Source organism: Methylobacillus sp. DLP286 (genome assembly GCF_056636515.1).
On sequence record NZ_CM153145.1, the window covers coordinates 1,250,035 to 1,273,560 of the forward strand.

20 protein-coding genes and 3 tRNA genes are annotated in these 23,526 nt (G+C 60.2%); 11 read left to right on the top strand and 12 right to left on the bottom strand.

Annotation, left to right across the window (positions count from 1 at the left end; genetic code table 11):
• Positions 1–9: 9 nt before the first annotated feature.
• Both ACWXTG_RS05955 and ACWXTG_RS05960 read left to right on the top strand, forming a co-directional pair.
• Positions 10–1,470, top strand: coding sequence for an efflux transporter outer membrane subunit (locus tag ACWXTG_RS05955; protein WP_407997014.1), 1,461 nt, complete (start codon positions 10–12; stop codon positions 1,468–1,470).
• Between the two features lie 165 nt (positions 1,471–1,635).
• Positions 1,636–2,283, top strand: coding sequence for a LysE family translocator (locus ACWXTG_RS05960; protein WP_407997013.1), 648 nt, complete (start codon positions 1,636–1,638; stop codon positions 2,281–2,283).
• A 170-nt stretch (positions 2,284–2,453) separates the two neighbouring features.
• Here ACWXTG_RS05960 and ACWXTG_RS05965 read toward each other — a convergent pair whose 3' ends face one another.
• Positions 2,454–2,777, bottom strand: a complete 324-nt coding sequence (locus tag ACWXTG_RS05965) for a BON domain-containing protein (protein WP_407997012.1) — start codon at positions 2,775–2,777, stop codon at positions 2,454–2,456.
• A gap of 323 nt (positions 2,778–3,100) precedes the next feature.
• Between ACWXTG_RS05965 and ACWXTG_RS05970 the strand changes: the two genes are divergently transcribed.
• From ACWXTG_RS05970 to ACWXTG_RS05980, 3 genes are all read left to right on the top strand, one after another.
• Positions 3,101–3,334: a hypothetical protein gene (locus tag ACWXTG_RS05970; RefSeq protein WP_309566827.1), complete on the top strand. Its 234-nt coding sequence runs from the start codon at positions 3,101–3,103 to the stop codon at positions 3,332–3,334.
• Positions 3,335–3,533: 199 nt separating this feature from the next.
• On the top strand, positions 3,534–4,454 hold the full coding sequence (locus ACWXTG_RS05975) for an aldo/keto reductase (protein WP_407997011.1): 921 nt from the start codon (positions 3,534–3,536) through the stop codon (positions 4,452–4,454).
• A 13-nt stretch (positions 4,455–4,467) separates the two neighbouring features.
• Positions 4,468–5,757 carry an NTP/NDP exchange transporter gene (locus tag ACWXTG_RS05980; RefSeq protein WP_407997010.1) on the top strand — a complete coding sequence of 430 codons (1,290 nt, stop codon included), beginning with the start codon at positions 4,468–4,470 and terminating at the stop codon, positions 5,755–5,757.
• A gap of 121 nt (positions 5,758–5,878) precedes the next feature.
• Here ACWXTG_RS05980 and ACWXTG_RS05985 read toward each other — a convergent pair.
• The 7 genes from ACWXTG_RS05985 to ACWXTG_RS06015 form a co-directional block, all read right to left on the bottom strand.
• A tRNA-Gly gene (locus ACWXTG_RS05985) sits at positions 5,879–5,954 on the bottom strand.
• 26 nt (positions 5,955–5,980) lie between these two features.
• Positions 5,981–6,054, bottom strand: a tRNA-Cys gene (locus ACWXTG_RS05990).
• Positions 6,055–6,131: 77 nt separating this feature from the next.
• Positions 6,132–6,207: transfer RNA gene (locus ACWXTG_RS05995), tRNA-Gly, on the bottom strand.
• Positions 6,208–6,267: 60 nt separating this feature from the next.
• On the bottom strand, positions 6,268–6,834 hold the full coding sequence (gene pgsA, locus ACWXTG_RS06000; protein ID WP_309566822.1) for a CDP-diacylglycerol--glycerol-3-phosphate 3-phosphatidyltransferase: 567 nt from the start codon (positions 6,832–6,834) through the stop codon (positions 6,268–6,270).
• Entirely contained in the window at positions 6,834–8,633 is a 1,800-nt protein-coding gene (gene uvrC / locus ACWXTG_RS06005) for an excinuclease ABC subunit UvrC (protein ID WP_480221050.1), read from the bottom strand. Before uvrC ends, pgsA begins: the two co-directional genes overlap by 1 nt.
• Positions 8,634–8,691: 58 nt before the next feature.
• A complete protein-coding gene (locus ACWXTG_RS06010; RefSeq protein ID WP_309566820.1) occupies positions 8,692–8,877 on the bottom strand; it encodes a tautomerase family protein in 186 nt (61 codons plus the stop codon).
• A gap of 43 nt (positions 8,878–8,920) precedes the next feature.
• A complete protein-coding gene (locus ACWXTG_RS06015) occupies positions 8,921–9,898 on the bottom strand; it encodes a cation diffusion facilitator family transporter (protein ID WP_480221051.1) in 978 nt (325 codons plus the stop codon).
• A gap of 172 nt (positions 9,899–10,070) precedes the next feature.
• Here ACWXTG_RS06015 and ACWXTG_RS06020 point away from each other — a divergent pair, with 172 nt between their 5' ends.
• Both ACWXTG_RS06020 and ACWXTG_RS06025 read left to right on the top strand, forming a co-directional pair.
• Positions 10,071–10,916 carry a 23S rRNA (adenine(2030)-N(6))-methyltransferase RlmJ gene (locus ACWXTG_RS06020; protein ID WP_407993750.1) on the top strand — a complete coding sequence of 282 codons (846 nt, stop codon included), beginning with the start codon at positions 10,071–10,073 and terminating at the stop codon, positions 10,914–10,916.
• A 57-nt stretch (positions 10,917–10,973) separates the two neighbouring features.
• Positions 10,974–11,501 carry a TIGR00645 family protein gene (locus tag ACWXTG_RS06025; protein ID WP_480221052.1) on the top strand — a complete coding sequence of 176 codons (528 nt, stop codon included), beginning with the start codon at positions 10,974–10,976 and terminating at the stop codon, positions 11,499–11,501.
• Between the two features lie 40 nt (positions 11,502–11,541).
• On the opposite strand, the gene ACWXTG_RS06030 is transcribed toward ACWXTG_RS06025, so the two are convergent.
• The 3 genes from ACWXTG_RS06030 to ACWXTG_RS06040 are packed head-to-tail and all read right to left on the bottom strand — an operon-like array spanning position 11,542 to position 12,924.
• The gene (locus tag ACWXTG_RS06030) at positions 11,542–11,964 is read right to left on the bottom strand and encodes a DUF6691 family protein (RefSeq protein WP_480221053.1); all 423 of its coding nucleotides are present in this window, start codon (positions 11,962–11,964) and stop codon (positions 11,542–11,544) included.
• Positions 11,965–11,974: 10 nt separating this feature from the next.
• Complete coding sequence (locus ACWXTG_RS06035; RefSeq protein WP_480221054.1) at positions 11,975–12,400, bottom strand: YeeE/YedE family protein; 426 nt, start codon at positions 12,398–12,400, stop codon at positions 11,975–11,977.
• 17 nt (positions 12,401–12,417) lie between these two features.
• Positions 12,418–12,924: a DUF3016 domain-containing protein gene (locus ACWXTG_RS06040; protein WP_480221055.1), complete on the bottom strand. Its 507-nt coding sequence runs from the start codon at positions 12,922–12,924 to the stop codon at positions 12,418–12,420.
• Between the two features lie 332 nt (positions 12,925–13,256).
• Between ACWXTG_RS06040 and ACWXTG_RS06045 the strand changes: the two genes are divergently transcribed.
• A complete protein-coding gene (locus ACWXTG_RS06045) occupies positions 13,257–13,802 on the top strand; it encodes a hypothetical protein (protein WP_309566813.1) in 546 nt (181 codons plus the stop codon).
• 72 nt (positions 13,803–13,874) lie between these two features.
• Here ACWXTG_RS06045 and acnB read toward each other — a convergent pair whose 3' ends face one another.
• Positions 13,875–16,442, bottom strand: a complete 2,568-nt coding sequence (gene acnB / locus ACWXTG_RS06050) for a bifunctional aconitate hydratase 2/2-methylisocitrate dehydratase (RefSeq protein ID WP_480221056.1) — start codon at positions 16,440–16,442, stop codon at positions 13,875–13,877.
• 564 nt (positions 16,443–17,006) lie between these two features.
• On the opposite strand from acnB, the gene purB reads away from it, so the two are divergent.
• The 3 genes from purB (at position 17,007) to ACWXTG_RS06065 (ending at position 23,366) form a co-directional block, all read left to right on the top strand.
• The gene (gene purB, locus ACWXTG_RS06055; RefSeq protein ID WP_309566854.1) at positions 17,007–18,377 is read left to right on the top strand and encodes an adenylosuccinate lyase; all 1,371 of its coding nucleotides are present in this window, start codon (positions 17,007–17,009) and stop codon (positions 18,375–18,377) included.
• A 109-nt stretch (positions 18,378–18,486) separates the two neighbouring features.
• The gene (locus ACWXTG_RS06060) at positions 18,487–20,196 is read left to right on the top strand and encodes an autotransporter assembly complex protein TamA (protein WP_480221057.1); all 1,710 of its coding nucleotides are present in this window, start codon (positions 18,487–18,489) and stop codon (positions 20,194–20,196) included.
• Complete coding sequence (locus ACWXTG_RS06065; protein ID WP_480221058.1) at positions 20,196–23,366, top strand: translocation/assembly module TamB domain-containing protein; 3,171 nt, start codon at positions 20,196–20,198, stop codon at positions 23,364–23,366. The genes ACWXTG_RS06060 and ACWXTG_RS06065 overlap by 1 nt, the downstream gene beginning before the upstream one ends.
• Positions 23,367–23,526 lie beyond the last annotated feature (160 nt).

Consider the following 23,526-nt stretch of genomic DNA (forward strand, 5'->3'; position numbering starts at 1 on the left):
AAGCACACCATGAAACCGACCAAGACATTATCGCTATTGACCGCGACGCTGCTGCTGACGGCATGCTCAGTGGCCCCGGTCTATGAAAAGCCAAAGGTGGCAACACCGGCGCAATTCAAGGAAGCCTCCCTTCATGCGACTGGAGAACAGTCCAGCCAGTGGAAGACTGCAGAGCCGGCGGAACTCAACCACCGCGGCCAGTGGTGGCAGGTCTTCAACGACCTCACCCTGGACAACCTGGAGGACGAGGCCCTGGCCGCCAACCAGAATCTGCAGGCTGCCACCGCCAGGCTGGCGCAATCCCGCGCCTTGTTCAAGGACGAGCGTTCCAACCGCTACCCGCAATTGAGCGGCGGCATCAGCCCCGGGCATCAACGCGTATCGCCAGATGCCCAGCGCACCGAGAACGGCAGCGAACAGACATTGTGGCGCGCGCAGGCGCAATTCGCCTATGAGGCAGACCTGTTCGGCCGCGTATCCTCGCTGGTCAACGCCGCCCAGGCCGATGCGGAACAGAGCGCCGCCCTGCTGCGCTCGGTCCTGCTATCCCTGCAGGCGGATGTGGCGCAGCAATACTTCACCATCCGCGAGCTGGATGCCGAGCGTGACATCTACCAGCACACCGTCAAGCTGCGCGAGCAAACCGTGCAGCTGACGCAGCACCGCTACGACGCCGGCGACATCAGCGAACTGGAACTGGCGCGCGCCAAGACCGAACTCGCGGCCGCACGCTCGGAGGAACTGGGCGTGACGCGCCGCCGCGCGATTGCCGAACACGCCCTCGCCATCCTGCTGGGCAAAACCCCAGCGGAATTCAGCCTGGCAGCGCTTCCATTGCAACGCATCAGCATCAACGTGCCAGCCGGCTTGCCGTCCTCGTTGCTGGAACGCCGGCCAGACATCGCAGCCGCCGAGCGCGCGATGGCGGCGGCGAATGCGCGCATCGGCGTCGCCAAGGCGGCCTATTTCCCGCGCCTCAACATCACCGGCGCGCTCGGTTACGAATCCTCCGAGCTAGGCAGCCTGTTCGAGTGGTCCAACCGCACCTTCCTGCTCGGGCCCTTGATCGGCACCATGCTCTCGATGCCGATCTTTGACGGCGGCCGCCGCGAAGCCGGGCTGGAACGCGCACGCGCCGTCTACGAAGAAGACGTCGCCAAATACCGGCAGACCGTGCTCAACGCCTTTGGCGAGGTCGAGGACAACCTGGCCAGCCTGCGCATCCTCGACAACCAGTCCGAAGTGCAGGACACGGCCGTCGCCTCGTCGCAACGCGCCAGCCACCTCGCCCAGAGCCGCTACCGCGAAGGCCTGGTCAGCTACCTTGAGGTGATCGATGCGGATCGAACCTTGCTGCAGCAAAAGCGCGTCACCCTGCAACTCGACGGCGAGCGCGCCCGCGCCACGGTCAACCTGATCCGCGCGCTGGGCGGTAGCTGGGAGGCTGCGCCGGTCGTCGCCTCGAAATAACCGTGGCTAGCCCTAGCCGGGCCATGCCGCCAAGCGCGCCCTTGGACAACCTTCCCCGGCGGGGTTATGCTGGGATTGGCAAGGGGTTTGCCGCAGGCAGTAAAGCGTACGATAAGGCAAGCAACACGCCGGAGAGTTTTGTTCGCAGTCCTTAAAGGAATTGGCATGATTTCAATCGACACGGCATTGCAATTCGTCGCGGTATCGGCGGTGCTTGCCTTGGCGCCCGGCCCGGACAATATGTTCGTCCTGATGCAAGCGGCTGCCGGCGGCGTGCGCAAGGGCATTGCGGTGACGCTTGGGCTATGCACCGGCTTGGTCGTGCACACCGCCGCCGTCGCATTCGGCGTCGCCGCCATTTTCCAGGCATCGGCCGCCGCCTTTACCACGCTCAAGATCGTGGGAGCTGTCTATTTGCTTTACCTTGCCTACGGCGCGTTCACCTCAGGCATGGGCACATCGCCCGGCAACGAAGGCACGGCTCTCCCCAATCATGACACTATCGGGCTCGACAAAGGGCTTTATCAGCGCGGCATCCTCATGAACGTCACCAACCCCAAGGTGGCGTTGTTCTTCCTGGCTTTCCTGCCGCAATTCGTCAAGGATGGCGCCGGACGTGCGCCTCTGCAGATATTGCAGCTTGGCGTATTGTTCATGATCACCACGCTGGTCATCTTCAGCCTGGTCGCCTATACCGCCGGCCGGCTCAGCCGTTGGCTGCAACGCTCGCCCAAGGCGGTCAGGAACATGAACAGGATTGCAGGGGTCGTCTTCATCGGGCTTGCCGCCAGGTTGCTAACTGCACAGCGATAAAACGGCTGCACATGCAGCTTGTTTGATATGTAGGTGGGAAGTTAGTGCGCCCAATCTATATCGGCAGAGTCACACTGGGTCAATGACGGCTCATCGGCCTGCATGCAGGCTTACTACCTTATTCACGGCACTAACCCGCGTATTCTAACCTCGAACCGCTATACCATGCCCTACTTCTTCTTGGGATCCGGACTGTCGATGACGATATCGTTCTGCACCGATACCACTCCGCTCACGCTGCGCGCCACTATTGCCGCCTGGCTCACCTCGGCTTGCGACCGCGCGGTGCCGCTCAAATGCACCGCACCGAGGTCGTCGGACTGCACCTTGATATCAAGCGCATCCAGCGTCTGGTCGCGCGCGAGCGCAGCCTTGACCTTGCCGGTAGTGGCCGAATCGTCAGCATACGTGGTCAGGGACTCGCTATCCTCGGTACGGCCGTACAACGGCAAAGACAATGCCAGCATCAGCAATGAAAACTTGAAAAACCGCATACATCATCCTCAAACTTGATCTGGATTCCATAATCGTAAACATGGCGTTCTTTAAAATAAGAGTCGTCATATTCCGAAGCATGTGTAGGAATTCGCAACCAAGAATGGCTTACACAACTCAGCGAAACAATCCTGGCTAGCCGATTTGCCGCAGACAGCACAAGCAGTACGGCATGGCAGCGCAACGACGCCAGGAGAGTTTTGTCAGCCGCTCTAAAGCAATTCGCTTGACACAGGCACGGCGGCGCCATGTAAGATGAAAAAACTGTGTCATTTACAAAACTTGAACCGGTAGAATCCTGCCACGGATAGAAGGATAAGCGATGCCCTCGTTATACAAGAGCCGCGAAGAGCGAGTACAAGATGTTGTCAAAGCCTATATGAATGAGAACAATACCGTGCGTCACTCCCTGACGTTCGGCGGCCAGTTCCTGCCCCATAGCGAACAGGAAAGAGAGCAAATGCGCGAGGAACGCGCCTGGGCACTGGCCCGGCTTGCAATCGACAAGATCATGCGGCTTCCCTACATTGCCATCAACCGCATATCGGCAACATGATTCTTCCCTGCAATGCTTGCGTAAACCCGACGTTCCGGAGATCGCGCATACAACCCGGAGCACAGGAAGGGCAGCTATCGCTGGCTCAGCATGCCATAATGCATTTCAATGCATCCGTCATTTATTTACTCCAACAATAAAACTAAACTCCAATAAAGCAAACGTTGAACATCTTGCCAACTGAATAAGGAGCTTTCCCATGCTATCCCGACGCAGTTTCCTCTCCGGCATCGCGGCAGCCGGCGCAGGCCTCGCCCTGGCCCGTCCTGTGTTCGCCAAGCCGTTATCACAAGCCGCATCCATGCAGACCCGCGTTATCCCGTCCAGCGGAGAGCGCTTGCCTGTGATCGGCATGGGCAGCTCAGGCAGCTTCGAAGTCGGCAATAGCGCCGCCGAGCTCGACCCTTTGCGTGAAGTATTGAGGCGGTTCTTCGCAGGCGGCGCGACGGTCATCGACACTGCCCCTTCCTATGGCACTGCCGAGGAAGTGATCGGCCAATTGCTGGAAGAGCTGGGCCTGCGTTCCAAGGCCTTCCTCGCCACCAAGCTCGGCACTTCCGGGCGCGAGGCCGGCCTGGCGCAATTCCAGGCCTCGCTCAAGCGGTTGCGCACCGACAAGGTGGAACTGCTCCAGGTGCACAACCTGCGGGACTGGCGCACCCAGTTCGAAGTGATCAAGGAGCTCAAGGTGCAGGGCAAGACCCGCTACACCGGGCTCACCCATTACGTGGACAGCGGCCATGACGAACTGGCCGAGGTGGTGCGCAAGGTCAAGCCGGACTTCCTGCAGGTCAATTACTCCGTCATATCCCGCAACGCGGAACAGAAAGTGTTTCCAATCGCCAGGGAACTCGGCGTGGCAGTCCTGATCAACCGCGCTTTCGAAGACGGCCGCCTGTTTTCCAGGATGCAAGGCAAACTGCTGCCGCCCTGGGCCGCAGAAGCTGGGATCACCTCCTGGGCGCAGGCTTTTCTCAGGTTTGCCCTGAGCCACCCCGCCGTCACCACCGTGATACCCGCTACCGGCAAGCCGGATCGCCAGAGCGACAACCTCAAGGCCGGCAGCGGACCGGCCTTGACCGAAGCGCAGCGGAAATCGTTGATCGACACGGTCGGCTGAGGGAATTCACTCCATGCGCCTCTCCTCGCTTGCCAGCCGCCTGTTCAATGTGGAAAAACAGGAAGCGCCAGCGGTGCTGGCCGGCCTGCTCATGTTCTTCCTGCTGTTCGCGGGCTATTTCATGCTGCGCCCGGTGCGCGAGACCATGGGCCTGGCAGGCGGCGTGCGCAACCTGCAATGGCTGTTCACCGGCACCTTCGTCGCCACGCTTGCCGTACTGCCGCTGTTCGGTTGGCTCGCCTCTATGGCGCAGCGCCGGCGCATCCTGCCCTGGACTTACGGCTTCTTCACCTTGAACCTGCTTGCCTTCGCCGCAGGCATGGCATGGCAGCCGGACAATCCATGGGTGGCAAGGGCGTTTTACATCTGGCTGTCGGTCTTCAACATGCTGACCATCTCGCTGGCCTGGAGCGTCCTCGCCGACGTCTTTTCCAGCGCACAGGCCAAGCGCCTGTTTGCACTGATGGCCGCAGGCGCCAGCCTGGGCGGCTTGGCCGGGCCGGTGCTGGGCACGCTCCTGGTCGGGCCGCTCGGCCACTCCGGATTGCTGGCGCTGTCGGCGCTGATGCTGGCGGGCAGCGCTGTAGCCGGCCTCGCCTTGCAACGCTGGCGCAACTTGCATCCGCGCGCGCCGGACGAGGCATGTGCCCGCTCGCAGCCGCTGGGCGGCAACCCGTTCTCGGGCGCAACGGCAGTATTCCGCTCGCCATACCTGCTGGGCATCGCCACTTTCGTCATCTTGCTGGCGACGGCCAATACCTTCCTCTACTTCGAGCAGGCGCGCCTGGTGGAAGCGACTTTCCCCGATAAAGTGCAGCAGACCCAGGTTTTCGGGATCATCGACATCGTCGTGCAATCGCTGGCGCTGCTGACCCAGTTCTTCCTGACCGGCCGCATCGCGCAGCGCCTCGGCGTCAGCGTGCTGCTGGTCGCGGTGCCGCTGGTAATTGCTGCCGGCTTTCTCTGGCTCGCGCTGGCCCCCGTATTCGCGGTGCTCGCTGTCGTCATGGTGGTGCGCCGTGCCGGAGAATATGCGCTGGTACGCCCTGGCCGCGAGATGCTCTACACCTCGGTTTCCCCCGAGCAGAAATACAAGGCCAAGAACTTCATCGACACCGTCGTATACCGCGGCGGCGATGCCGTGAGCGGCTGGGTCAAGCACGGAATAGATCTGTTGGCAGGACAACCTGCTGTCGCAATGCTGATCGGCAGTCTGTTCGCCCTCGTATGGGCAGGCAATGGATTGTTGCTCGGGCGCAGCCAGAAACGTCTTGAAGCAAGAAGTGAGGATGGGCCCAGTTAGCAATCCTCTTGTAAAAGAATCACTCGGCTAAGAAGCATTGCAAAGTATGCTGGAATTGTCGCAGGCACGATGCAAGACAAACAAGAAAGCCCAAACCGAAGTCTGGGCTTTTGATGAATTCTGGAGCGGGAAACGAGTCTCGAACTCGCGACCTCAACCTTGGCAAGGTTGCGCTCTACCAACTGAGCTATTCCCGCATTGCTTCACAGCAAAATCATTTACCTGGAGGCGCGAGCCGGAGTCGAACCGGCCTAAACGGCTTTGCAGGCCGCGGCATAACCGCTTTGCTATCGCGCCATAAACAGTATCAGGCTACCCTTCCGGATACCTGATAAAAAAGGAAAGTGCTTGCAGCCACTTTCCCTTTTAAATCCTGGAGCGGGAAACGAGTCTCGAACTCGCGACCTCAACCTTGGCAAGGTTGCGCTCTACCAACTGAGCTATTCCCGCATCGAAAGAAGGCGCTATTCTAAGGATTTTCAGGCGTGTGTCAAGCGTATTTCAGCCCGATCAACCAGCCTTCATGCGAGGCCATGCGGCCTTCAAATAGTAAGCCATTGACACCAATGTCAAAAACGCTGCGATGTAAATCAGCGCCTCGCCGTAAAAACTGATATTCAGCGGCCCCAATGGATCGTAGTACAGCAGGAACAGGATGGCCGCCATCTGCACCGCCGTCTTGACCTTGCCGATGAACGCGACGGCGACGCTGCCGCGCTCGCCTACCCCCGCCATCCATTCCCGCAAGGCGCTGATCGCAATTTCGCGCCCGATGATGATCAAGGCGACCACCGCGCCGACGCGGTCGAGCTCGATCAGCAGCACCAAGGCGGCCGCCACCATCAGCTTGTCCGCGACCGGGTCGAGGAAGGCGCCGAATGCCGAAGTCTGGTTGAGCGCGCGCGCCAGGTAGCCGTCGAACCAGTCGGTGATGGCGGCGAAGGCGAAAATGAACGTCGCCAGCACGTTTTTGTCGTGCATGGGCAAGGTACTTTCCGGGAAATAGAATATCCCGACAAAAAGCGGGATGCATAGGATGCGCATCACCGTCAGGCTATTGGGGACATTCCAGACCATCAGTGCAACTCCTCATAAATTTTCTGCGCCAGCGCATGGCTGATGCCATCCACCTGTGCAATTTCGTCCACGCTGGCATTCTTGACGCCATCCAGGCCGCCAAACCGCATCAGCAGGCTCTTGCGGCGCTTGGCGCCTATGCCGCTGATATCCTCCAGGCTGGAATGCATGCGCGCCTTGCCGCGCTTGGCGCGATGGCCGGTAATGGCAAAGCGGTGCGCCTCGTCGCGGATCTGCTGCAACAGGTGCAGCCCGGGATGGTCCTTCTTCAAGCCCACCGGGTATTCGCGCTCGGGAAAGAACATCTGCTCCAGTCCCGGCTTGCGTTCCTCGCCCTTGGCGATGCCGACCAGTTGGATGTCCGGCAGGCCGACTTCGTTCATGACTTCGACCGCCACGCCCAATTGCCCCTTGCCGCCATCGATGAACACCAGGTCAGGACGCTTGCCCTCCCCGGCCGCCACCTTGCGGTAACGCCGCGTCAGCGCGTCGCGCATCGCCGCATAGTCGTCTCCCGGCGTAATGCCAGTGATATTGTACCGGCGATACTCCGAGTTCTGCATGTTGCCCTTGTCGAATACCACGCAGGAGGCCACCGTCGCCTCGCCCATGGTGTGGCTGATATCGAAACACTCGATGCGCTCAGTGTTCTCCGGCAGGTCCAGCGCCTCGCGCAAGGCATTCAGCCTAAGCTGCTGGTTGGCCTGCTGGGCAGCGCGCTGGCTCAGGGCCAGTTCGGCATTGGTTTGCGCCATCTTGAGCCAGACGCGCTTGTCGCCGATGGGGTTGGTGTTGATCTTGATCTTGCGGCCCGCCTGCTCGCTGAACACTTCCTCCATTGCGGTGGTTTCCAGCGGCGCGCCCACGATCAGCAACGGCGGGATCGCGCCCGCCATGTAATGCTGCTCGAGGAAGGCCTCCATCGTGGTTTCCAGGTCGGCGCCGTCTGCATTCTTGGGAAAGAAGCTCTTGTCGCCGAGGTGATGGCCGCCGCGGATCACGACCAGGTTCACGCACCATTGCCCTTGCAGCTCGGCGCAGGCGATCACGTCGGCATCGCTGACGTTGAAGTCGCTGACGAACTGCTTGGCCTGCACCTGGCGCAGGCTCTGGATGCGGTCGCGGTACACGGCCGCAAGTTCATACTCCATCTGCTCGGCGGCTTCGTTCATCTTCTCGCCGAGTTCGTCCATCACCTGCTGCTCCTTGCCTTGCAGGAACAGGCTGGCGTGCATCACGTCTCGGCGGTAATCCTCTTCCGTGATGAAGCCGACGCAAGGCGCGGTGCAGCGCTCGATCTGGTGCAGGAGGCAAGGCCTTGAACGGTTGGCGAACACGGTATTCTCGCAAGTGCGCAGGCGGAATACCTTCTGCAGGAGCTGGATGCTTTCGCGCACCGCCACCGCATTGGGGAACGGGCCGAAATAGCTGCTGCCCTTGCGTTGCGCGCCGCGGTGGAAAGCCAGACGCGGAAAGGCATCCCCGGTCAGGGCGATATAGGGGTAGGATTTGTCGTCGCGGAATAGCACGTTGTAGCGCGGCATGAAGCCCTTGATGAGGTTGTTCTCCAGCAGTAGCGCTTCCGCCTCAGAGCGCGTCACCGTGGTTTCGATGCGCGCGATATTGGACACCATGAGCCGCGTGCGCGGGGACGGCAGGTTTTTCTGGAAATAGGACGACACCCGCTTCTTGAGGTCGCGGGCCTTGCCTACATAGATCACTTCGTCCTGGGCATTGATCATGCGATACACGCCAGGCAGGTTGGGTAGGTTTTTCAGTACCGGTTTGGGGTCGAACATAGGGATTCCTGGCCGTCAGGCGGCCAGCAGCATCAACTCAATAGGACAGGGCAACGGCTTAATCGCTATCCAGCAACTCGCCCGCCACGGCCCAATTTTCCCCCGCCACCTCTTCAAAGGTGATGTAGGTATAGGACTTGGGCTTCTTGGCGATACGTTCCAGCGTATCCGTGATTTCTTCCGCAATCTTGGCCTTTTGCTCGCGGGTCAATGTACCCGCTACCTTGATGTCGACGTAAGGCATTTGCTTATTCTCCTGGCGTGGGTTGTCAGATTCAGTCCGGGGCTCAATGCGCATGGCCATGCTCATGCGGATGATCGTGCTCATGATCATGGTCATGAAGATGGCCAGTATTGCTCGTCAGCCAGCAATTGGCGTTGGCATTGCTATGTGCGCTCCTGGTTTCCGGCTGCAGCGTGACATGCTCGATGTTGAAGCGGTCATGGAGCATATGCCCCAGGTTGTTCAAGACCTCATGCCAGTCGTGCATGTCCTCCAGCACGATATGGGCCGACAGCGCGGTTTTTTCCGAGGAAAGCGACCAGATATGCAAGTGATGCACGCCCTGAACCTTGTCGCTTACGGTCATGGCATGCTCTACGGCCTGGATATCGATATGCGGCGGCACGCCTTCCATCAGCACGTGCAGCACTTCGCCCAGCAGGCGCAAGGTGGAGACCAGGATCAACACCGAGATGAAGATGGACAGTATGGGGTCGATCGGCATCCAGCCCGTGAAGTAAATCACCGCCCCGGCCACGATCGCCACTACCGAGCCGAGCAAGTCGCCCAGCACGTGCAGCAAGGCCGCGCGGCTGTTCAAGCTGCTGTGTCCCTTGTGCAATATCAATGCCACGACGATGTTGACGAGCATGCCGACAAACGCGATCAGCATCACTTCCCCACCTTGCACCGGCCGGGGGTCGGCAAGACGCTGCACGGCCTCATAGGCAATGCCGGCGATCACCGCCAGCATCAGCAATGCGTTCAACAACGCGACAATGACTTCGGCGCGCACCAGGCCAAAATTATGCTTGCGCGTGGCCGGCTTGCGGGCGATCCAGCCGCCCAGCCAGGCGAGCGCCAGGGCGAAGGCGTCCGACACCATGTGGCCGGCGTCGCTGAGCAAGGCCAATGAACCCGTCCACCAGCCGCCGACAGCCTCGACCACGGCAAACCCGGCGATCAGGAGCAAAGGGAGCAACAGGGAAGGCTGGCTGCCTCCGCGCGCATGTGAATGATCGTGATGATGATGAGCGCCCATAAGGGTGTAATGCTAGCAGGCATGGCAGCAATTAAAAAGCCGCGGCTGTAAATATCTGTCGCGTATGCCACCGTCTCCGCGCCATAATGGCGGAGTAGAAATTTCATGGATAAAACACAATACCGGCCGGCCCGTCCTTTATAATGTCGCCAGTTATTGCCAATCCCTGCTCATGCTCAGTTATCGTCACGCATTCCATGCCGGCAACCATGCCGATGTCCTCAAGCATTTCGTATTGCACCAAGTGCTGGCCTACGCCAATCAAAAGGACAAACCCTACTGGTACATCGACACGCACGCCGGCGCCGGCATGTATGCGCTGGACCACGGCTATGCGGTACAGAATGCCGAGTTCGAGCAAGGTATCGCGCGGCTATGGGAATGCAACGACCTGCCTGACTCGCTGCAATCCTTTATCGAGCTGATCAAACACATCAACCGCGGCAAGGCGCTCAAGCATTACCCTGGCTCCCCCGCCGTTGCGCAGGAGTTGTTGCGCGGCAGCGACCGCGCACGCTTGTTCGAACTGCACCCAAGCGACGTGAAACTGCTCAGGCAGCATTTCAAGCCGGCAGGCCGCGAGGTGCTGGTCGAACAACAGGATGGGTTTGCGGGCCTGAAAGCCCTGCTGCCGCCGCCACCGCGCCGGGCGGTGGTGCTGATCGACCCGCCCTACGAGGAAAAGCGCGATTACCAGCGCGTCATCGAAGCGTTGAAGGACAGCCTGCAGCGCTTTGCCACGGGCACTTATCTGCTCTGGTACCCATTATTGCAGCGCCCCGAGGTCGACCTGCTGACCGACAGGCTGGCCAAGCTCGGCGCCGCCAGCTGGCTGCATGCGACGCTCAGCATCCACGCCCCCGCCGCGGACGGTTTCGGCATGCACGGCAGCGGCATGTTCGTGATCAATCCGCCGTGGACGTTGCCGGACACGCTGCAACAAACCCTGCCTTACCTGGCGGAGAAACTGGCATTGGACGACGGTGCCGGATACGCCCTGCGACACCATACTCCCTGAAGCATCTCCCAGCTTTAGATCATCGAATCGTTTTATCCAGCAAGAAAGGAAACAAGCATGCAATCCCCGCCTAAAACCAGAATGAGTCCGTTGAGCGCCATACTGTTCGGCAGCCGCTGGCTGCAATTGCCGCTCTACCTGGGCCTGATCGTGGCGCAAGTGGTTTATGTCATCCATTTCATGAAGGAACTGGCGCACCTGATCGAGCGCCTGCCGCAACTGCACGAGGCCGACATCATGCTCATGGTGCTGGGCCTGATCGACGTGGTGATGATCTCCAACCTACTGATCATGGTCATTATCGGCGGCTACGAAACCTTCGTCTCGCGCCTCAACCTCAAGGGGCACCCCGACGAGCCGGATTGGCTGTCGCACGTCAATGCCAACCTGCTCAAGGTGAAGCTGGCGATGTCCATCATCGGCATCTCATCGATCCACCTGCTCAAGACCTTCATCAACGTCGAGAACCTGGACGACAAGACCCTGATCTGGCAAACCGTCATCCATATGGCCTTCATTGCCTCAGCCGTCTCCATCGCCTGGATCGACCGCATCATGGCGCATCCGGACGACAACAAGCATTAAGCAACTGCCGGCAGCATGCACAAGCCTGCTGCCGGACATTTCATTTCCCGGGGAACAGGCTATCGAGGAACCGGTAAAAGCACATGCCGACCACCATGGCACCGACAAAGACCACAGCGCTGGCGCCGCCTGCCCCCACGCCGGCCAAAGCAGGCCCGGGGCAGTATCCGACCATTCCCCACCCTATCCCGAACAATCCTGCGCCTATCAACAGCCTGGCGTCGATGAGCCCGGGTTCCGGAATCTGCACCTCCTGGCCCAGGAAAGTGCGCTGACGCAAACGCATTTTGAAAAAACCGACGGCCGCGACCGGGATCGCGCCCAGCATCACAAAGGCCAATGACGGGTCCCATCGCCCGGCAATATCAAGAAATGCCAGCACTTTCTGCGGGTTGACCATCCCGGAGACGATCAAGCCCAAGCCAAACAGAAAACCGGCAACCAGCGCAGTCATCAAGGGCATGTATTTCCTCCTAGACCCAACGGCCTATCCACACCGTCAACATCGCCGTCGCCATGAAGACCGCCGTTGCCGCGATCGAGCGCAGGGAAAGCCTGGCAATGCCGCACACGCCGTGACCGCTGGTGCAACCATTACCCAGGCGCGTGCCAAACCCGACCAGTATCCCGGCGCTGATCAGCAGCCCCTTGTCCGTTGTTACCACGATCTCCGGCATTCCCCATAAAACCTCATAGGCAATAGGCGCGAACAGCAGGCCCAGGAGAAACGCAAGCCTCCAGGCATTGCGCTGGTTCACCTTTTGCAGCAGACCCGCCAGAATGCCGCTGATACCGGCAACTTTGCCATTCGCCACCACCAGCAGCACAGCGGACAGCCCGATCAGTCCTCCCCCCAATAGCGAGGCCAGCGGCGTCGCGCTTTCCCAATCCAAGGTCATGACCATGCCTCCATAGACTAATTGCCAGCGCGCCCGGAAAATACCTTGCTCAACCAGCCGTCCAGCAACGCTTTCTCATGGCGCATGTTATCCAGGCTATTGGGACGCGGGTTGAGCAAAAACGCTGGGTTGCTCAATTTTTCATCGCCAGCCTGCAGCACTTTCCCATCGCCATCCCGCAATTCGTAATTCAACACGATGCGTGGCGGATAAATATCCCGCACCATGCGCACGTCGGGATTGATCGGCATGATCCAGGGCTCGAAGCCGCCCGCCATATCAATATCCTTGATCGATATCGTCAGCTGTTCGCCCGGGCGCAGATAACCCGCCGCCTTCTTTTCAACGTGCTTGCGCAACTGGTCAAGATAATTGGGGTTGGGCGGCCCGTGGTTGGTGCTGGAAATATCCGTGAACCTCTCCGGCGAGATATATTCCACCTGGACTGGCAGCTTGGGTGCAGCTTCTGCTGCAAACAATACTCCGCAGCTTAAAAACAGCACGACAGAAACTAGAGTCTTCATCCCAATGGCTCCTTTACACCAGCCGAATACTCACAATAACCATTAAATATCATAAAGTTATAAAACAAACACCTTTTTGAATGGCATCCATAGGCTCAAGCATCATTCTTGTTATATGCCTGAAACCATCACTAATTCAATCTGAGCACTGCCCTCATGCAAGACAACCTGCCTTATCTATTCGTTCTTATGGGCCCACTTGACCATGCATCCTGGAACGCAATCATCAACAATACCGGGGATAGGCTTTAATAGTTGCTGTGCAGCCGGTTTGACGCAAAACCACCTGTCACATACGATAACTCGTACGTTCATCACTCCCTACCAATCACATGGCTATCATCGTCGATGCAAACTACAGGTTCATTGCGGCATATCAGGAAGTCAACGCGCGGATTGCCCAGAGGCAACAAGCGCTGGCGCTGTACGTAACCCTGATGGTCAGCCTGCTGGCTGCGCTTGTGGCCTTGCGCCCGTCCCCGTCTGACCATGCCCCGCCCGTCGAATGGCTGATCCTGGGCTTCCCGGTCGCTTCAATCTGCCTGGCCTTCCTTAATTACAAGGCGGAATGCGCCATCACCAATTTGCGCACGTTCCTATCCAGCCTGGAAAAGCTCGATGCCGCCCACGAACGTTTGCCGAGCTACAACACCGACCCGCTGTGGTCCCTCAGCGCAAACAAGGCGCGCCGCTTCCATGACTACGCCGCGGCAGTGCTGGTCGCGGGCGGCAATATCGCCGGGCTCGGGGCCGCCCAGGCCATCTACCCACAAAGGCTGTCGACAGAACCCGCCTTTTTATATATTGCGGCGACACTCTCGCTGGTCTCATTCATCATCGTGCTGTTGAGCCCGCGCTGGAGCTACTCCCCCGCATGAACCCACCTCCCGAATAGCATAGACAAAAAAACAGCCGCATCAAGCGGCTGATTTTTTTAATGCGATGACAAACTAGCCTGCGATTTCCGAAATCGGGATCACCTTCTTGGCATATTCCGGCATCTGGTCGAAATTGAGGTATTTGTAGATATTGTCGGCATTCTTGCTGAGCTTGTCGCCTACCGTCGCCAGGTATTCCTCCTGCGTCGGGATGCGGCCCAGGCGGGCGCACACGGCGGCCAATTCAGCAGAGCCAAGATACACGCGCGCATCCTTGCCCATGCGGTTGTCGAAGTTGCGGGTCGAGGTCGAGAACACGGTGGCACGGTCAGCCACACGCGCCTGGTTGCCCATGCACAGCGAGCAGCCAGGCACTTCGGTACGCGCACCAGCCACGCCGAATACCGAGTAAACACCTTCGTCGCGCAGCTGGCTTTCGTCCATGCGCGTAGGCGGCGCGATCCACAGGCGCGTCGGGATGCCGCCCGCGCCTTCCAGCACTTTGGCCGCGGCGCGGTAATGGCCGATATTGGTCATGCAGCTGCCGATAAAGACTTCGTCGATCTTGTCGCCCACCACGGCGGACAGCGGCTTGATGTCGTCCGGGTCGTTCGGACAGGCCACCAGCGGCTCCTTGACTTCGTTGAGGTCGATCTCGAGCACGTAGGCGTATTCGGCATCCTTGTCGGCTTCCAGCAGTTGCGGATCGGCGAGCCAGGCTTCCATTGCCTCGATACGTCGCTGCAGGGTACGGGCGTCTTCATAGCCGTTGTCTATCATGTTCTGCATCAGGACGATGTTCGACTTGAGGAACTCGATCACCGGTTCCTTGTTCAGGTGCACGGTACAACCGTTGGCCGAGCGCTCGGCGGAAGCGTCGGCAAACTCGAACGCCTGCTCCACCTTGAGGTCGGGCAAGCCCTCGATTTCGAGGATGCGGCCGTTGAAGATATTCTTCTTGCCCTGCTTGCCTACGGTCAGCTCGCCCTTCTGGATCGCGGCATAGGGAATCGCGTTCACCAGGTCGCGCAGGGTGATGCCGGGCTGCATTTCGCCCTTGAAGCGCACCAGCACGGATTCCGGCATGTCCAGCGGCATCGCGCCCATCGCGGCGGCGAACGCCACCAGGCCGGAACCGGCCGGGAAGGAAATGCCGATCGGGAAGCGGGTGTGCGAATCGCCGCCGGTGCCGACGGTATCGGGCAGGATCAGGCGGTTGAGCCAGGAATGGATCACGCCGTCGCCAGGACGGAGGCTGACGCCGCCGCGGCTGGAGATGAATTCCGGCAGGCTGTGCTGCAGCTTGATGTCCACAGGCTTGGGATAAGCCGCGGTGTGGCAGAAGCTCTGCATCACCAGGTCGGCCGAGAAGCCGAGGCAGGCCAGCTCCTTGAGCTCGTCGCGCGTCATCGCGCCGGTCGTATCCTGCGAACCGACAGTGGTGATCTTGGGTTCGCAATAGGTGCCCGGGCGCACGCCCTTGCCTTCAGGCAGGCCGCAGGCGCGTCCCACCATCTTCTGCGCCAAGGTGTAGCCCTTGCCGGTGTCCTCCGGCGCAACCGGCTGGATGAACAGGTCGGAAGGCGGCAGGCCCAGCAGCTGGCGCGCATTGTTGGTCAGGCCGCGGCCGACGATCAAGGGAATGCGTCCGCCCGCGCGTACTTCGTCCGGCATGGTCAAAGGCGCGAGGTCGAAGCTGGCGATTTCCTCGCCCGCGGCATTCAGCACCTTGCCGTCGTAAGGGCGCACCACGATCACGTCGCCCGTGTTCATCGCGCTCACGTCGCACTGGATAGGCAGGGCGCCGGAGTCTTCCGCGGTATTGAAGAAGATAGGCGCGATCTTGCCGCCCAGCACCACGCCGGCGGTGCGCTTGTTGGGGATATAGGGAATATCGTTGCCCATGTGCCACTGCACGGAGTTGATCGCGGACTTGCGCGAAGAGCCAGTGCCGACCACGTCGCCGACATAAGCCAGCGGCAGGCCTTGCGCCTTGAGTTTTTCCAGGGTCTGCAAGCCGTCTGCCATCTTGTTGATGAGCATGGCCTTGGCGTGCAAGGGGATGTCGGGGCGCGACCAGGCCTCCTGCGCGGGCGAAAGGTCGTCGGTATTGGTTTCGCCGTCCACCTTGAACACCACCAGGCGCATCTCTTCCGGCAGCTTGGGGCGGCTGGTGAACCACTCCCCGGCGGCCCAGGACTCGATCAGCGTCTTCGCATGGGTATTGCCTGCCTTCATTTTCTCGGCCACGTCATGGAAGGCGTCGAACATGAGGATGGTGTGCGACAGCGCCTTGACGACGTCAACCGCCAGCGGGCCGTCCAGCAAGGCGACCAAGGCCTGCACGTTGTAGCCGCCCAGCATGGTGCCCAGCAGCTTCACGGCATGTTGCGGGCTAACCAGCGGCGATATTGCCTCGCCCTTGGCAATATCGGCCAGGAAGGCTGCCTTCACATAGGCGGCCTGGTCCACCCCGGCGGGGATGCGGTTTTCCAGCAGGTTGACGAGGAACTGCTCCTCGCCGGCGGGAGGATTCTTCAACAATTCGACCAGGGCGGCCGTTTGCTCTGCATCCAGCGGCAAAGGGGGCAGGCCGGCGGCGGCGCGTTCTTCTACATGTTTACGATAAGCGATTAGCATGGTTTTCCATTAACTTCGTGATAGCGGTAGGCGCAACGCATATTGACTGTTTCCCGCATGGCGCCGTTGCGGCGCATTTCCAAGGCAGCGTTCGCGCTGGCTCAATATGGCTTGCATGGCCTGGATAAGCGAATTATACAGTGTTGCGGCTGGCTTATAAATCGCCTGCAATGTGCTGCATGCAATGAACGTGCCTGTTTTCACAGGATTTTTTAGAGAATGAATCTTGTTTACACCCGTCCCAGTCAATAGCGCATGTATTTTGCAGTTGCTGCAACATAACCTCGTCACCTCAGCCATGTTTTCTTCATCGATTCATAGGAGAATCCCGGGAGGCACGGCACCCTCAACAATGGCGCTGCCAGCCCAATGCACCGCTTTGGCGCAGCAAGGGGCGCCAATATGAACACTGCTGGCATGGGCACCGCGAGAAAAACGGGTGAAGCCGAGATTTTGTCAATCGCAGATGTCAGGTAAAATCACGTTTTTCCAACGCTGGCAGAGCGGCTTAACATGACAGTTGCCCTTGCGCCGGCGCTCACTACCATGCAAAAAGGTTTACCGATGGAGCTCACACCTCTTAACGCACTTTCCCCCCTCGATGGCCGCTATCAATCCAAGCTCGATCCGTTACGCCCCTATTTCAGCGAATATGCGCTGATCCGCTTCCGTGCACTGATCGAGGTCGAGTGGCTCAAGGCCCTCGCTGCCGAAGCGGAACTCAAGGAAATCGCGCCATTCAGCGCGGGCACCATCGCAGAGCTGGACAAGGCGATTGCGGCCTTCGGCGAGGCGGATGCCGTGCAGGTGAAGGCGATCGAGTCCCGCACCAACCACGACGTCAAAGCCCTGGAATACTGGCTCAAGGAACATTTCGACGGCAACCACGAAATCCGCGAAGTCAGCGAGTTCATCCACTTCGCCTGTACTTCCGAAGACATCAACAACCTGTCGCACGCATTGATGCTGAAGAATGCGCGTGACGCAGTCATCGTTCCCGCGATCGACAACATCATTGCGCGACTGACCGAGCTTGCCCACGAGCTGGCCGACACTCCGATGCTGTCGCGCACCCACGGCCAGACCGCCTCCCCCACCACGCTGGGCAAGGAGCTCGCCAATGTGGTGTACCGCCTGCGCCGCCAGCGCGAGCAGCTCGCCGGCAACGAAATCCTCGGCAAGATCAACGGCGCGGTAGGCAACTTCAACGCCCACCTTTCAGCCTATCCCGAGTTCGACTGGGAAAGCTTTGCCCGCAAGTTCGTCGAGAGCCTTGGCCTGACCTACAACCCCTACACCATCCAGATCGAGCCGCACGACTACATGGCGGAACTTTATGACACGGTCGCCCGCATCAACACCATCCTGATCGACATCGACCGCGACATCTGGGGCTATATCTCCCAGGGCTACTTCAAGCAGAAGGTGAAGGAAGGCGAAGTCGGTTCCTCCACCATGCCGCACAAGGTCAACCCGATCGACTTCGAGAACTCCGAAGGCAACCTGGGCCTGGCCAACGCCGTGCTGCGGCACCTGGCGGAAAAGCTGCCGATCTCCCGCTGGCAGCGCGACCTGACCGATTCCACCGTGCTGCGCAACATGGGCGTCGCGCTGGGCTATGCCCTGCTCGGCTACGACTCCTGCCTCAAGGGACTGGGCAAACTCGAGGTCAACCGCCAGCGCCTGGAGGAAGACCTGGACAACAATTGGGAAGTGCTCGCCGAACCGATCCAGACCGTGATGCGCCGATACGGCGTGCCCAACCCTTACGAACAGCTCAAGGCGCTCACGCGCGGCAAGGGCGGCATCAACAAGGAATCCCTGCATGCCTTCATCCAGGAGCTCAAGATCCCCGCCGAGGCCAAGCAGGCGCTGCTGGAACTGACCCCCGCCACTTACACAGGAAAAGCTAGCGCACTTGCAAAATCGATCTAGAGAAACCCATATCCTAGCGCTGTTACGCCCTCATTGCGCCCAGGTTATTTCTCTATCCTTCCAGGCCTTGCGCGCTTGTTCTCTAGCGCTCGTGGCCTGGTTCCTGCTCTTGAACCAAACCGGCCACGCTGCGGAGAACCGTTACAGCGTCGATATCGACGCTCCCTCCTCCGTCGACGACCTGCTGGAGAAACACCTAGATATCATGCGCTGGCTCAACAGCCCGCGCATGAACACCGCCGAGTGGCACCGGCTATTGCAGGCAACCCCGCGCAATATCGAGGACCTGCTGGCCACCGAAGGCTATTTCTCGCCCACCATCGAGCAAAGCCTCGAGACCAGCACGGAAGGCAACACCACCAGGAACCGCGCCAAGTTCACGGTCAAGACTGGCGACCCGGTCACCGTCCAGGAAGTCGATATCCGCTTCACGGGCAATATCACCAATCAGGCCAGCGGCGAAAAACCCGAGCCTGCGCAACTCATTGAAAACTGGTCCCTCAAGCAGGATATGCGCTTCAGTCAGGACCGCTGGTCCAGCGCCAAGCGCGGCCTGCTCAGCGGGCTGGTGCTGCAGCGCTACCCCAATGCCAAGATCACCAACAGCAAGGCCGAGATCGACGCTGCCAGCAACAAGGTCAGGCTGATGGTGGAAATCGACAGCGGCGCGCCTTTCCGCTTCGGCAGCCTGGAGATCAACGGCCTGCAGCGCTACCCGCGCAGCCTGGTCGAGAACATCAACCCGATCAAGCCTGGCGAGACCTACAGCCAGGCTCGGCTGCTGTTTTTCCAATCTGAATTACAAGCCAGCGGCTATTTCAGCAATGTCGAAGTCACGTCGCATACCGACAATGCCGACCCGGAAGCCGCGCCCATCGTCGTCAACGTTACGGAAATGCAATCGGTGCAGGTCGGCATCGGCGTCGGCGCCAGCACCAACACGGGCGCACGCACCACGCTAACCTACCAGGACCTCAACCTGTTCAACCGCGGCTGGCGCTTCACCAACACCTTGAAAATCGAGCAGAAAGCGCAATCGATCAATTCCCTGATCCGCCTGCCTACCGACAAAAATGGCTACCGCGACAGCTTCAATGCCGACCTCAACCGCCTGGATATCGAGGGCCAGACCACCTCCACCCTGGGCACCGGGGTAAAGCGCTCGTGGGGGCCTCGCAGTTTCGAGCAGACCATAGGAGCCGCCTACCTGCTGGAGCACGTGGCGATTGACGGCAGCGAATCCCAGAACAACTATGCCGCCACCATCTCCTACGGCATCACCTTGCGCCGCATCGATAACGAGCTCAACCCGACGCGCGGCTACTTGTTCAACGCCTTGTTCACCAGCGCTCCGCTCGATGTGATGGCCAACGGCAAATTCCTGCAAAGCTATGCCAAGACACAGGCCTATTACCCGCTGACGCGCAAGACGCAATTGATCACCCGGCTCGAAGGCGGTATCGTCAGCGGTGCCGACAATGCACCCGCCACTTACCTGTTCCGCGCCGGCGGCGACCAATCGGTGCGCGGCTATGCCTACCAGAGCCTGGGCGTTGCCGACGGCGACGCGGTGATCGGCGGGCGCTACCTGGTCACGGGCAGCATTGAGGTGATCCAATGGCTGACGGAGTCATGGGGCGCCGCCGCATTCGTGGATTTCGGCAATGCGGCGAACAACACGCGCGACCTCAAGCCGGTATACGGTTACGGCCTGGGTGCCCGCTTCAAGAGTCCGGCAGGCCCGATCGGCGTCGATATCGCCCGCGGCCAGGAAACCGGCGAATACCGGCTGCATTTCAACCTGGGAGTCACTTTCTGATGGCAAAGCGGCTGCTGCTCATCCTGCTGTTGTGGTTCCTGCCCTGCATCGGCCCGGCATATGCCTTGATCCAGCTCAACTCCAGCCTGCAGGACCTGCATTACGATGCTGGCAACATGGAGATCGACCTGTTGCAGTTCGACAGCCATCTCAGGCTGCTGCCCACGCGCGAAGGCCGCCTGCGCGTGGACCGGCTGCACGCGCAACGCCTGGTCATCACCATGAAGCAGGCCCCGGCAGACGATACGCCCGACGAGCCTGCCAGCAGCCTGCCCGAGCTGCCCGATACCATCCAGGTGCCGTTTCCCATAGAGGTGGAGCAGGCATCCATAGACGAAATCGAGATCGTCTCCGGCAACAGCCGCCAGGTGCTGCGGCATGTCACCCTCAACATGGCGGCGGACAGCAACACTATCCGCCTGCAACTGTCGCGCGCGGAAACGCCCTGGGGCGACATCACGGCCGAAGTCGCGCTGCAGAACCGCAAGCCGTTCCCCTTGTCCGGCAACATTCATGTGCGCCAGGCGCAAGGCAACATGCCCTACGACCTCAACACCATCCTCTCCGGCGACCTCCAGGCATTGCGTTTCGAGATGCACAACCTCTTTGCCATGCAGGATCAGTTGCCCGCCATGGTGGCGGCCGATAGCGCACTGCCTGCCGCAGGCAAGCTGGATATCGCCGGGGAAGTGACCTTGGAAGGCGACCTGCCGCTCAAGCTCGACATCCGCCTGCGCGACCTGGACCCGAAAGCATTGGGCCAGGCGACCGACGCCCGCCTGAGCGCGGACCTCAGCCTCAACGGCAAACTGCTACCCGCGGCTGACATCACCGTGGCGTTCAACAGCCTGGATAGCCAATGGCGCGGCCAGCCACTGCAGGCCAAGGCCAGCCTGCGCCTGCTCGACAACATACTGGACAGCATCCAGGTGGATGCCGCCCTGGGCGGCAACCGCATCACCGCAAACGGCAGCCTCGGTCAACCCGGCAGCAGCCTCGCCTGGCAAGCCGCCTTGCCTGCATTGAATGCCTTGGGCCCGGCATTTGCCGGCAAGGCCGAAGCCGGCGGCACGGTAGCCGGCGAGTTCGACGACCTACGCGCGCAATTCCAGCTGCTCGCGGAAAACCTGCGCCTGCCGGGCAATATCACGGCACGCAAAATCAGCGGCAACGGCAATCTGCACACCATGGGCGACCTCGCGGCAACACTCAATGCCGAGGGCCTGCGCATCAACCAGGGCAGCTTCATCGACGGCAAGATCGCCCTGAACGGCAACCGCGCGCAACATGTCCTCAAGCTGGAGGCCGCCGGTACCGGGCTGAATCTGCAATCAACTATCGCCGGCGGCATCGACACCACCGGTGCCTGGATAGGCGCCTTGCAGCAACTCGAATACCAATCGGAAGCCCCGGTAAAACTGCAGGCCCCGGCCCCCATCCGCTACGACGAGACCGGCCTTGCCATCGACAACCTGGTCCTGCAGTTCAAGCGGGGCCGCATCAGCCTGGATGCGCTACAGCAAGGCGTCAGCGGTCTGCAGACGCACGGCCGCATTGAGCAACTGGCCTTGCAGGACATCCCGCCACTGCTGTTTTCATTGCCCGCCAATCTCAAGGGCAACCCGGTATTTTCAGGACAATGGGACATCAATGCCTGGGAATCGCTCAATGGCACCGTCACGCTGCAGCGCGAATCCGGCGACCTTGTCGTGGTACGCGAAGGCCAGCCCGAGCAGCCGCTCGGCCTCAGCGAAGTCAAATTGCTGCTGGCGATGCGAGACAACCAGGTCGACCTGACGGCCAGCATCCGCGGCAACAAGCTGGGCAATATCGCGGGCAGCCTCAATACCAGCGTCACCAGCTCGGCCGGCAGTTTCAGCCTGGAAAGCAACGCGCCGTTGCAAGCCAGCCTGACGGCGGACATCAACAGCCTTGCCTGGCTGCCCTCTGCCGAGGTCCAGGCGGACGGCACGCTCAACGTCAGCATCAATGCCAACGGCAGCATCGGCAACCCCAACCTCGGCGGCAACATCCGCGGCCGCAACCTGACCGTCAGCCTGCCAGCCGAAGGCGTCAACCTCACCAACGGCCAGCTTGACGCCTCGTTGTCGGGCGACAGGCTCACCCTGGACACGCTGCGCTTCACCGGCGGCAAGGGCACCATCAATGCCAGCGGCGGCATCCGCCTCGCAGCGGGCAAGCCGGAAATGGAAATCGACTGGCTGCTGGACGATTTCACGGCCGCAGAACGCACCGACCGCACAGTAGTGCTGAAAGGCAGCGCGAAAACCACATTGCAGGACAACCAGCTCACCTTGGACGGCGACCTGCGCATCGTACGGGGCTTGATCGAACTGGCGCCCGAAGGCGCGCCGCAGCTAGGCAACGACGTTGTCGTGATCGGACGCGAGCGTGAGGAAGAAAGCAGCCCGCTGCAATTCACCATCGGCAGGCTCAGGATCAACCTCGGCGACGAAGTCGTCGGCATCGTCGACCCAGGCAAGCAGTTCCTGCTGCGCGGTTTCGGCCTGGACGGCTACCTTACCGGCATCCTCACGCTATCGGGCAGCGTACCCGACAGCTTGCGCGCGGAAGGCTCCATTGTCGTCGGCGGCACCTACATGGCCTATGGACAACTGCTCAACATCACCAAAGGCATCGTCAACTTCAGCGGCCCCGTCGACAACCCAGGCCTCAACATCATCGCCATGCGCCAGAACCAGACCGTGCAGGCCGGTGTCGAGATCACCGGCAATGCGCAGATGCCCACCGTCAAGCTGGTTTCAACCCCCAGCGTGCCGGACAGCGAAAAACTCTCCTGGCTGGTATTGGGCCACGGCCTCGACCAGGCAGGCAAGAACGAGTTCGCCATGCTCTCGCTCGCCGCCGGCGTCCTGCTCTCCCAGGGCGATTCCGTGCCCCTGCAGACCAGGATGGCCCGCGCCGCCGGCCTCGACAGCTTCAGCATAGGCGGCAGCGACGTGGAAAGCTCCACCGTCAACTTCGGCAAGCGCCTGTCCTCCAAGCTCTATCTCAGCTACGAAAAGAGCCTCACCGGCCTGCTCAACGTCGCCAAGCTAACCTATACCATCAGCCGCAACTGGTCGGTAGTGTCGCAAGCTGGGTCGGAGAGCGCGGTGGATGTGCTTTATACCTTTAGATTCCAATAGACTATTTTCATGTCATCAGCCGACAAAAAAATCATTCAATTCAATCCCGCCGAATTAACAGATATAGTGCATCGCATGGCTCTTCTGCCTATTGCACGTATGATAGGGACTAAAAAAATTGATCCTGCGAGAATAAAAAGCCGTAAAAAACTAATGTCTA

Bases quoted from the DNA above. Each gene is read 5' to 3' on its own strand.
- ACWXTG_RS05955 (WP_407997014.1), top strand. From the start codon at position 10: ATGAAACCGACCAAGACATTATCGCTATTGACCGCGACGCTGCTGCTG.
- ACWXTG_RS05960 (WP_407997013.1), top strand. From the start codon at position 1,636: ATGATTTCAATCGACACGGCATTGCAATTCGTCGCGGTATCGGCGGTG.
- ACWXTG_RS05965 (WP_407997012.1), bottom strand. From the start codon at position 2,777: ATGCGGTTTTTCAAGTTTTCATTGCTGATGCTGGCATTGTCTTTGCCG.
- ACWXTG_RS05970 (WP_309566827.1), top strand. From the start codon at position 3,101: ATGCCCTCGTTATACAAGAGCCGCGAAGAGCGAGTACAAGATGTTGTC.
- ACWXTG_RS05975 (WP_407997011.1), top strand. From the start codon at position 3,534: ATGCTATCCCGACGCAGTTTCCTCTCCGGCATCGCGGCAGCCGGCGCA.
- ACWXTG_RS05980 (WP_407997010.1), top strand. From the start codon at position 4,468: ATGCGCCTCTCCTCGCTTGCCAGCCGCCTGTTCAATGTGGAAAAACAG.
- pgsA (WP_309566822.1), bottom strand. From the start codon at position 6,834: ATGGTCTGGAATGTCCCCAATAGCCTGACGGTGATGCGCATCCTATGC.
- uvrC (WP_480221050.1), bottom strand. From the start codon at position 8,633: ATGTTCGACCCCAAACCGGTACTGAAAAACCTACCCAACCTGCCTGGC.
- ACWXTG_RS06010 (WP_309566820.1), bottom strand. From the start codon at position 8,877: ATGCCTTACGTCGACATCAAGGTAGCGGGTACATTGACCCGCGAGCAA.
- ACWXTG_RS06015 (WP_480221051.1), bottom strand. From the start codon at position 9,898: ATGGGCGCTCATCATCATCACGATCATTCACATGCGCGCGGAGGCAGC.
- ACWXTG_RS06020 (WP_407993750.1), top strand. From the start codon at position 10,071: ATGCTCAGTTATCGTCACGCATTCCATGCCGGCAACCATGCCGATGTC.
- ACWXTG_RS06025 (WP_480221052.1), top strand. From the start codon at position 10,974: ATGCAATCCCCGCCTAAAACCAGAATGAGTCCGTTGAGCGCCATACTG.
- ACWXTG_RS06030 (WP_480221053.1), bottom strand. From the start codon at position 11,964: ATGCCCTTGATGACTGCGCTGGTTGCCGGTTTTCTGTTTGGCTTGGGC.
- ACWXTG_RS06035 (WP_480221054.1), bottom strand. From the start codon at position 12,400: ATGACCTTGGATTGGGAAAGCGCGACGCCGCTGGCCTCGCTATTGGGG.
- ACWXTG_RS06040 (WP_480221055.1), bottom strand. From the start codon at position 12,924: ATGAAGACTCTAGTTTCTGTCGTGCTGTTTTTAAGCTGCGGAGTATTG.
- ACWXTG_RS06045 (WP_309566813.1), top strand. From the start codon at position 13,257: ATGGCTATCATCGTCGATGCAAACTACAGGTTCATTGCGGCATATCAG.
- acnB (WP_480221056.1), bottom strand. From the start codon at position 16,442: ATGCTAATCGCTTATCGTAAACATGTAGAAGAACGCGCCGCCGCCGGC.
- purB (WP_309566854.1), top strand. From the start codon at position 17,007: ATGGAGCTCACACCTCTTAACGCACTTTCCCCCCTCGATGGCCGCTAT.
- ACWXTG_RS06065 (WP_480221058.1), top strand. From the start codon at position 20,196: ATGGCAAAGCGGCTGCTGCTCATCCTGCTGTTGTGGTTCCTGCCCTGC.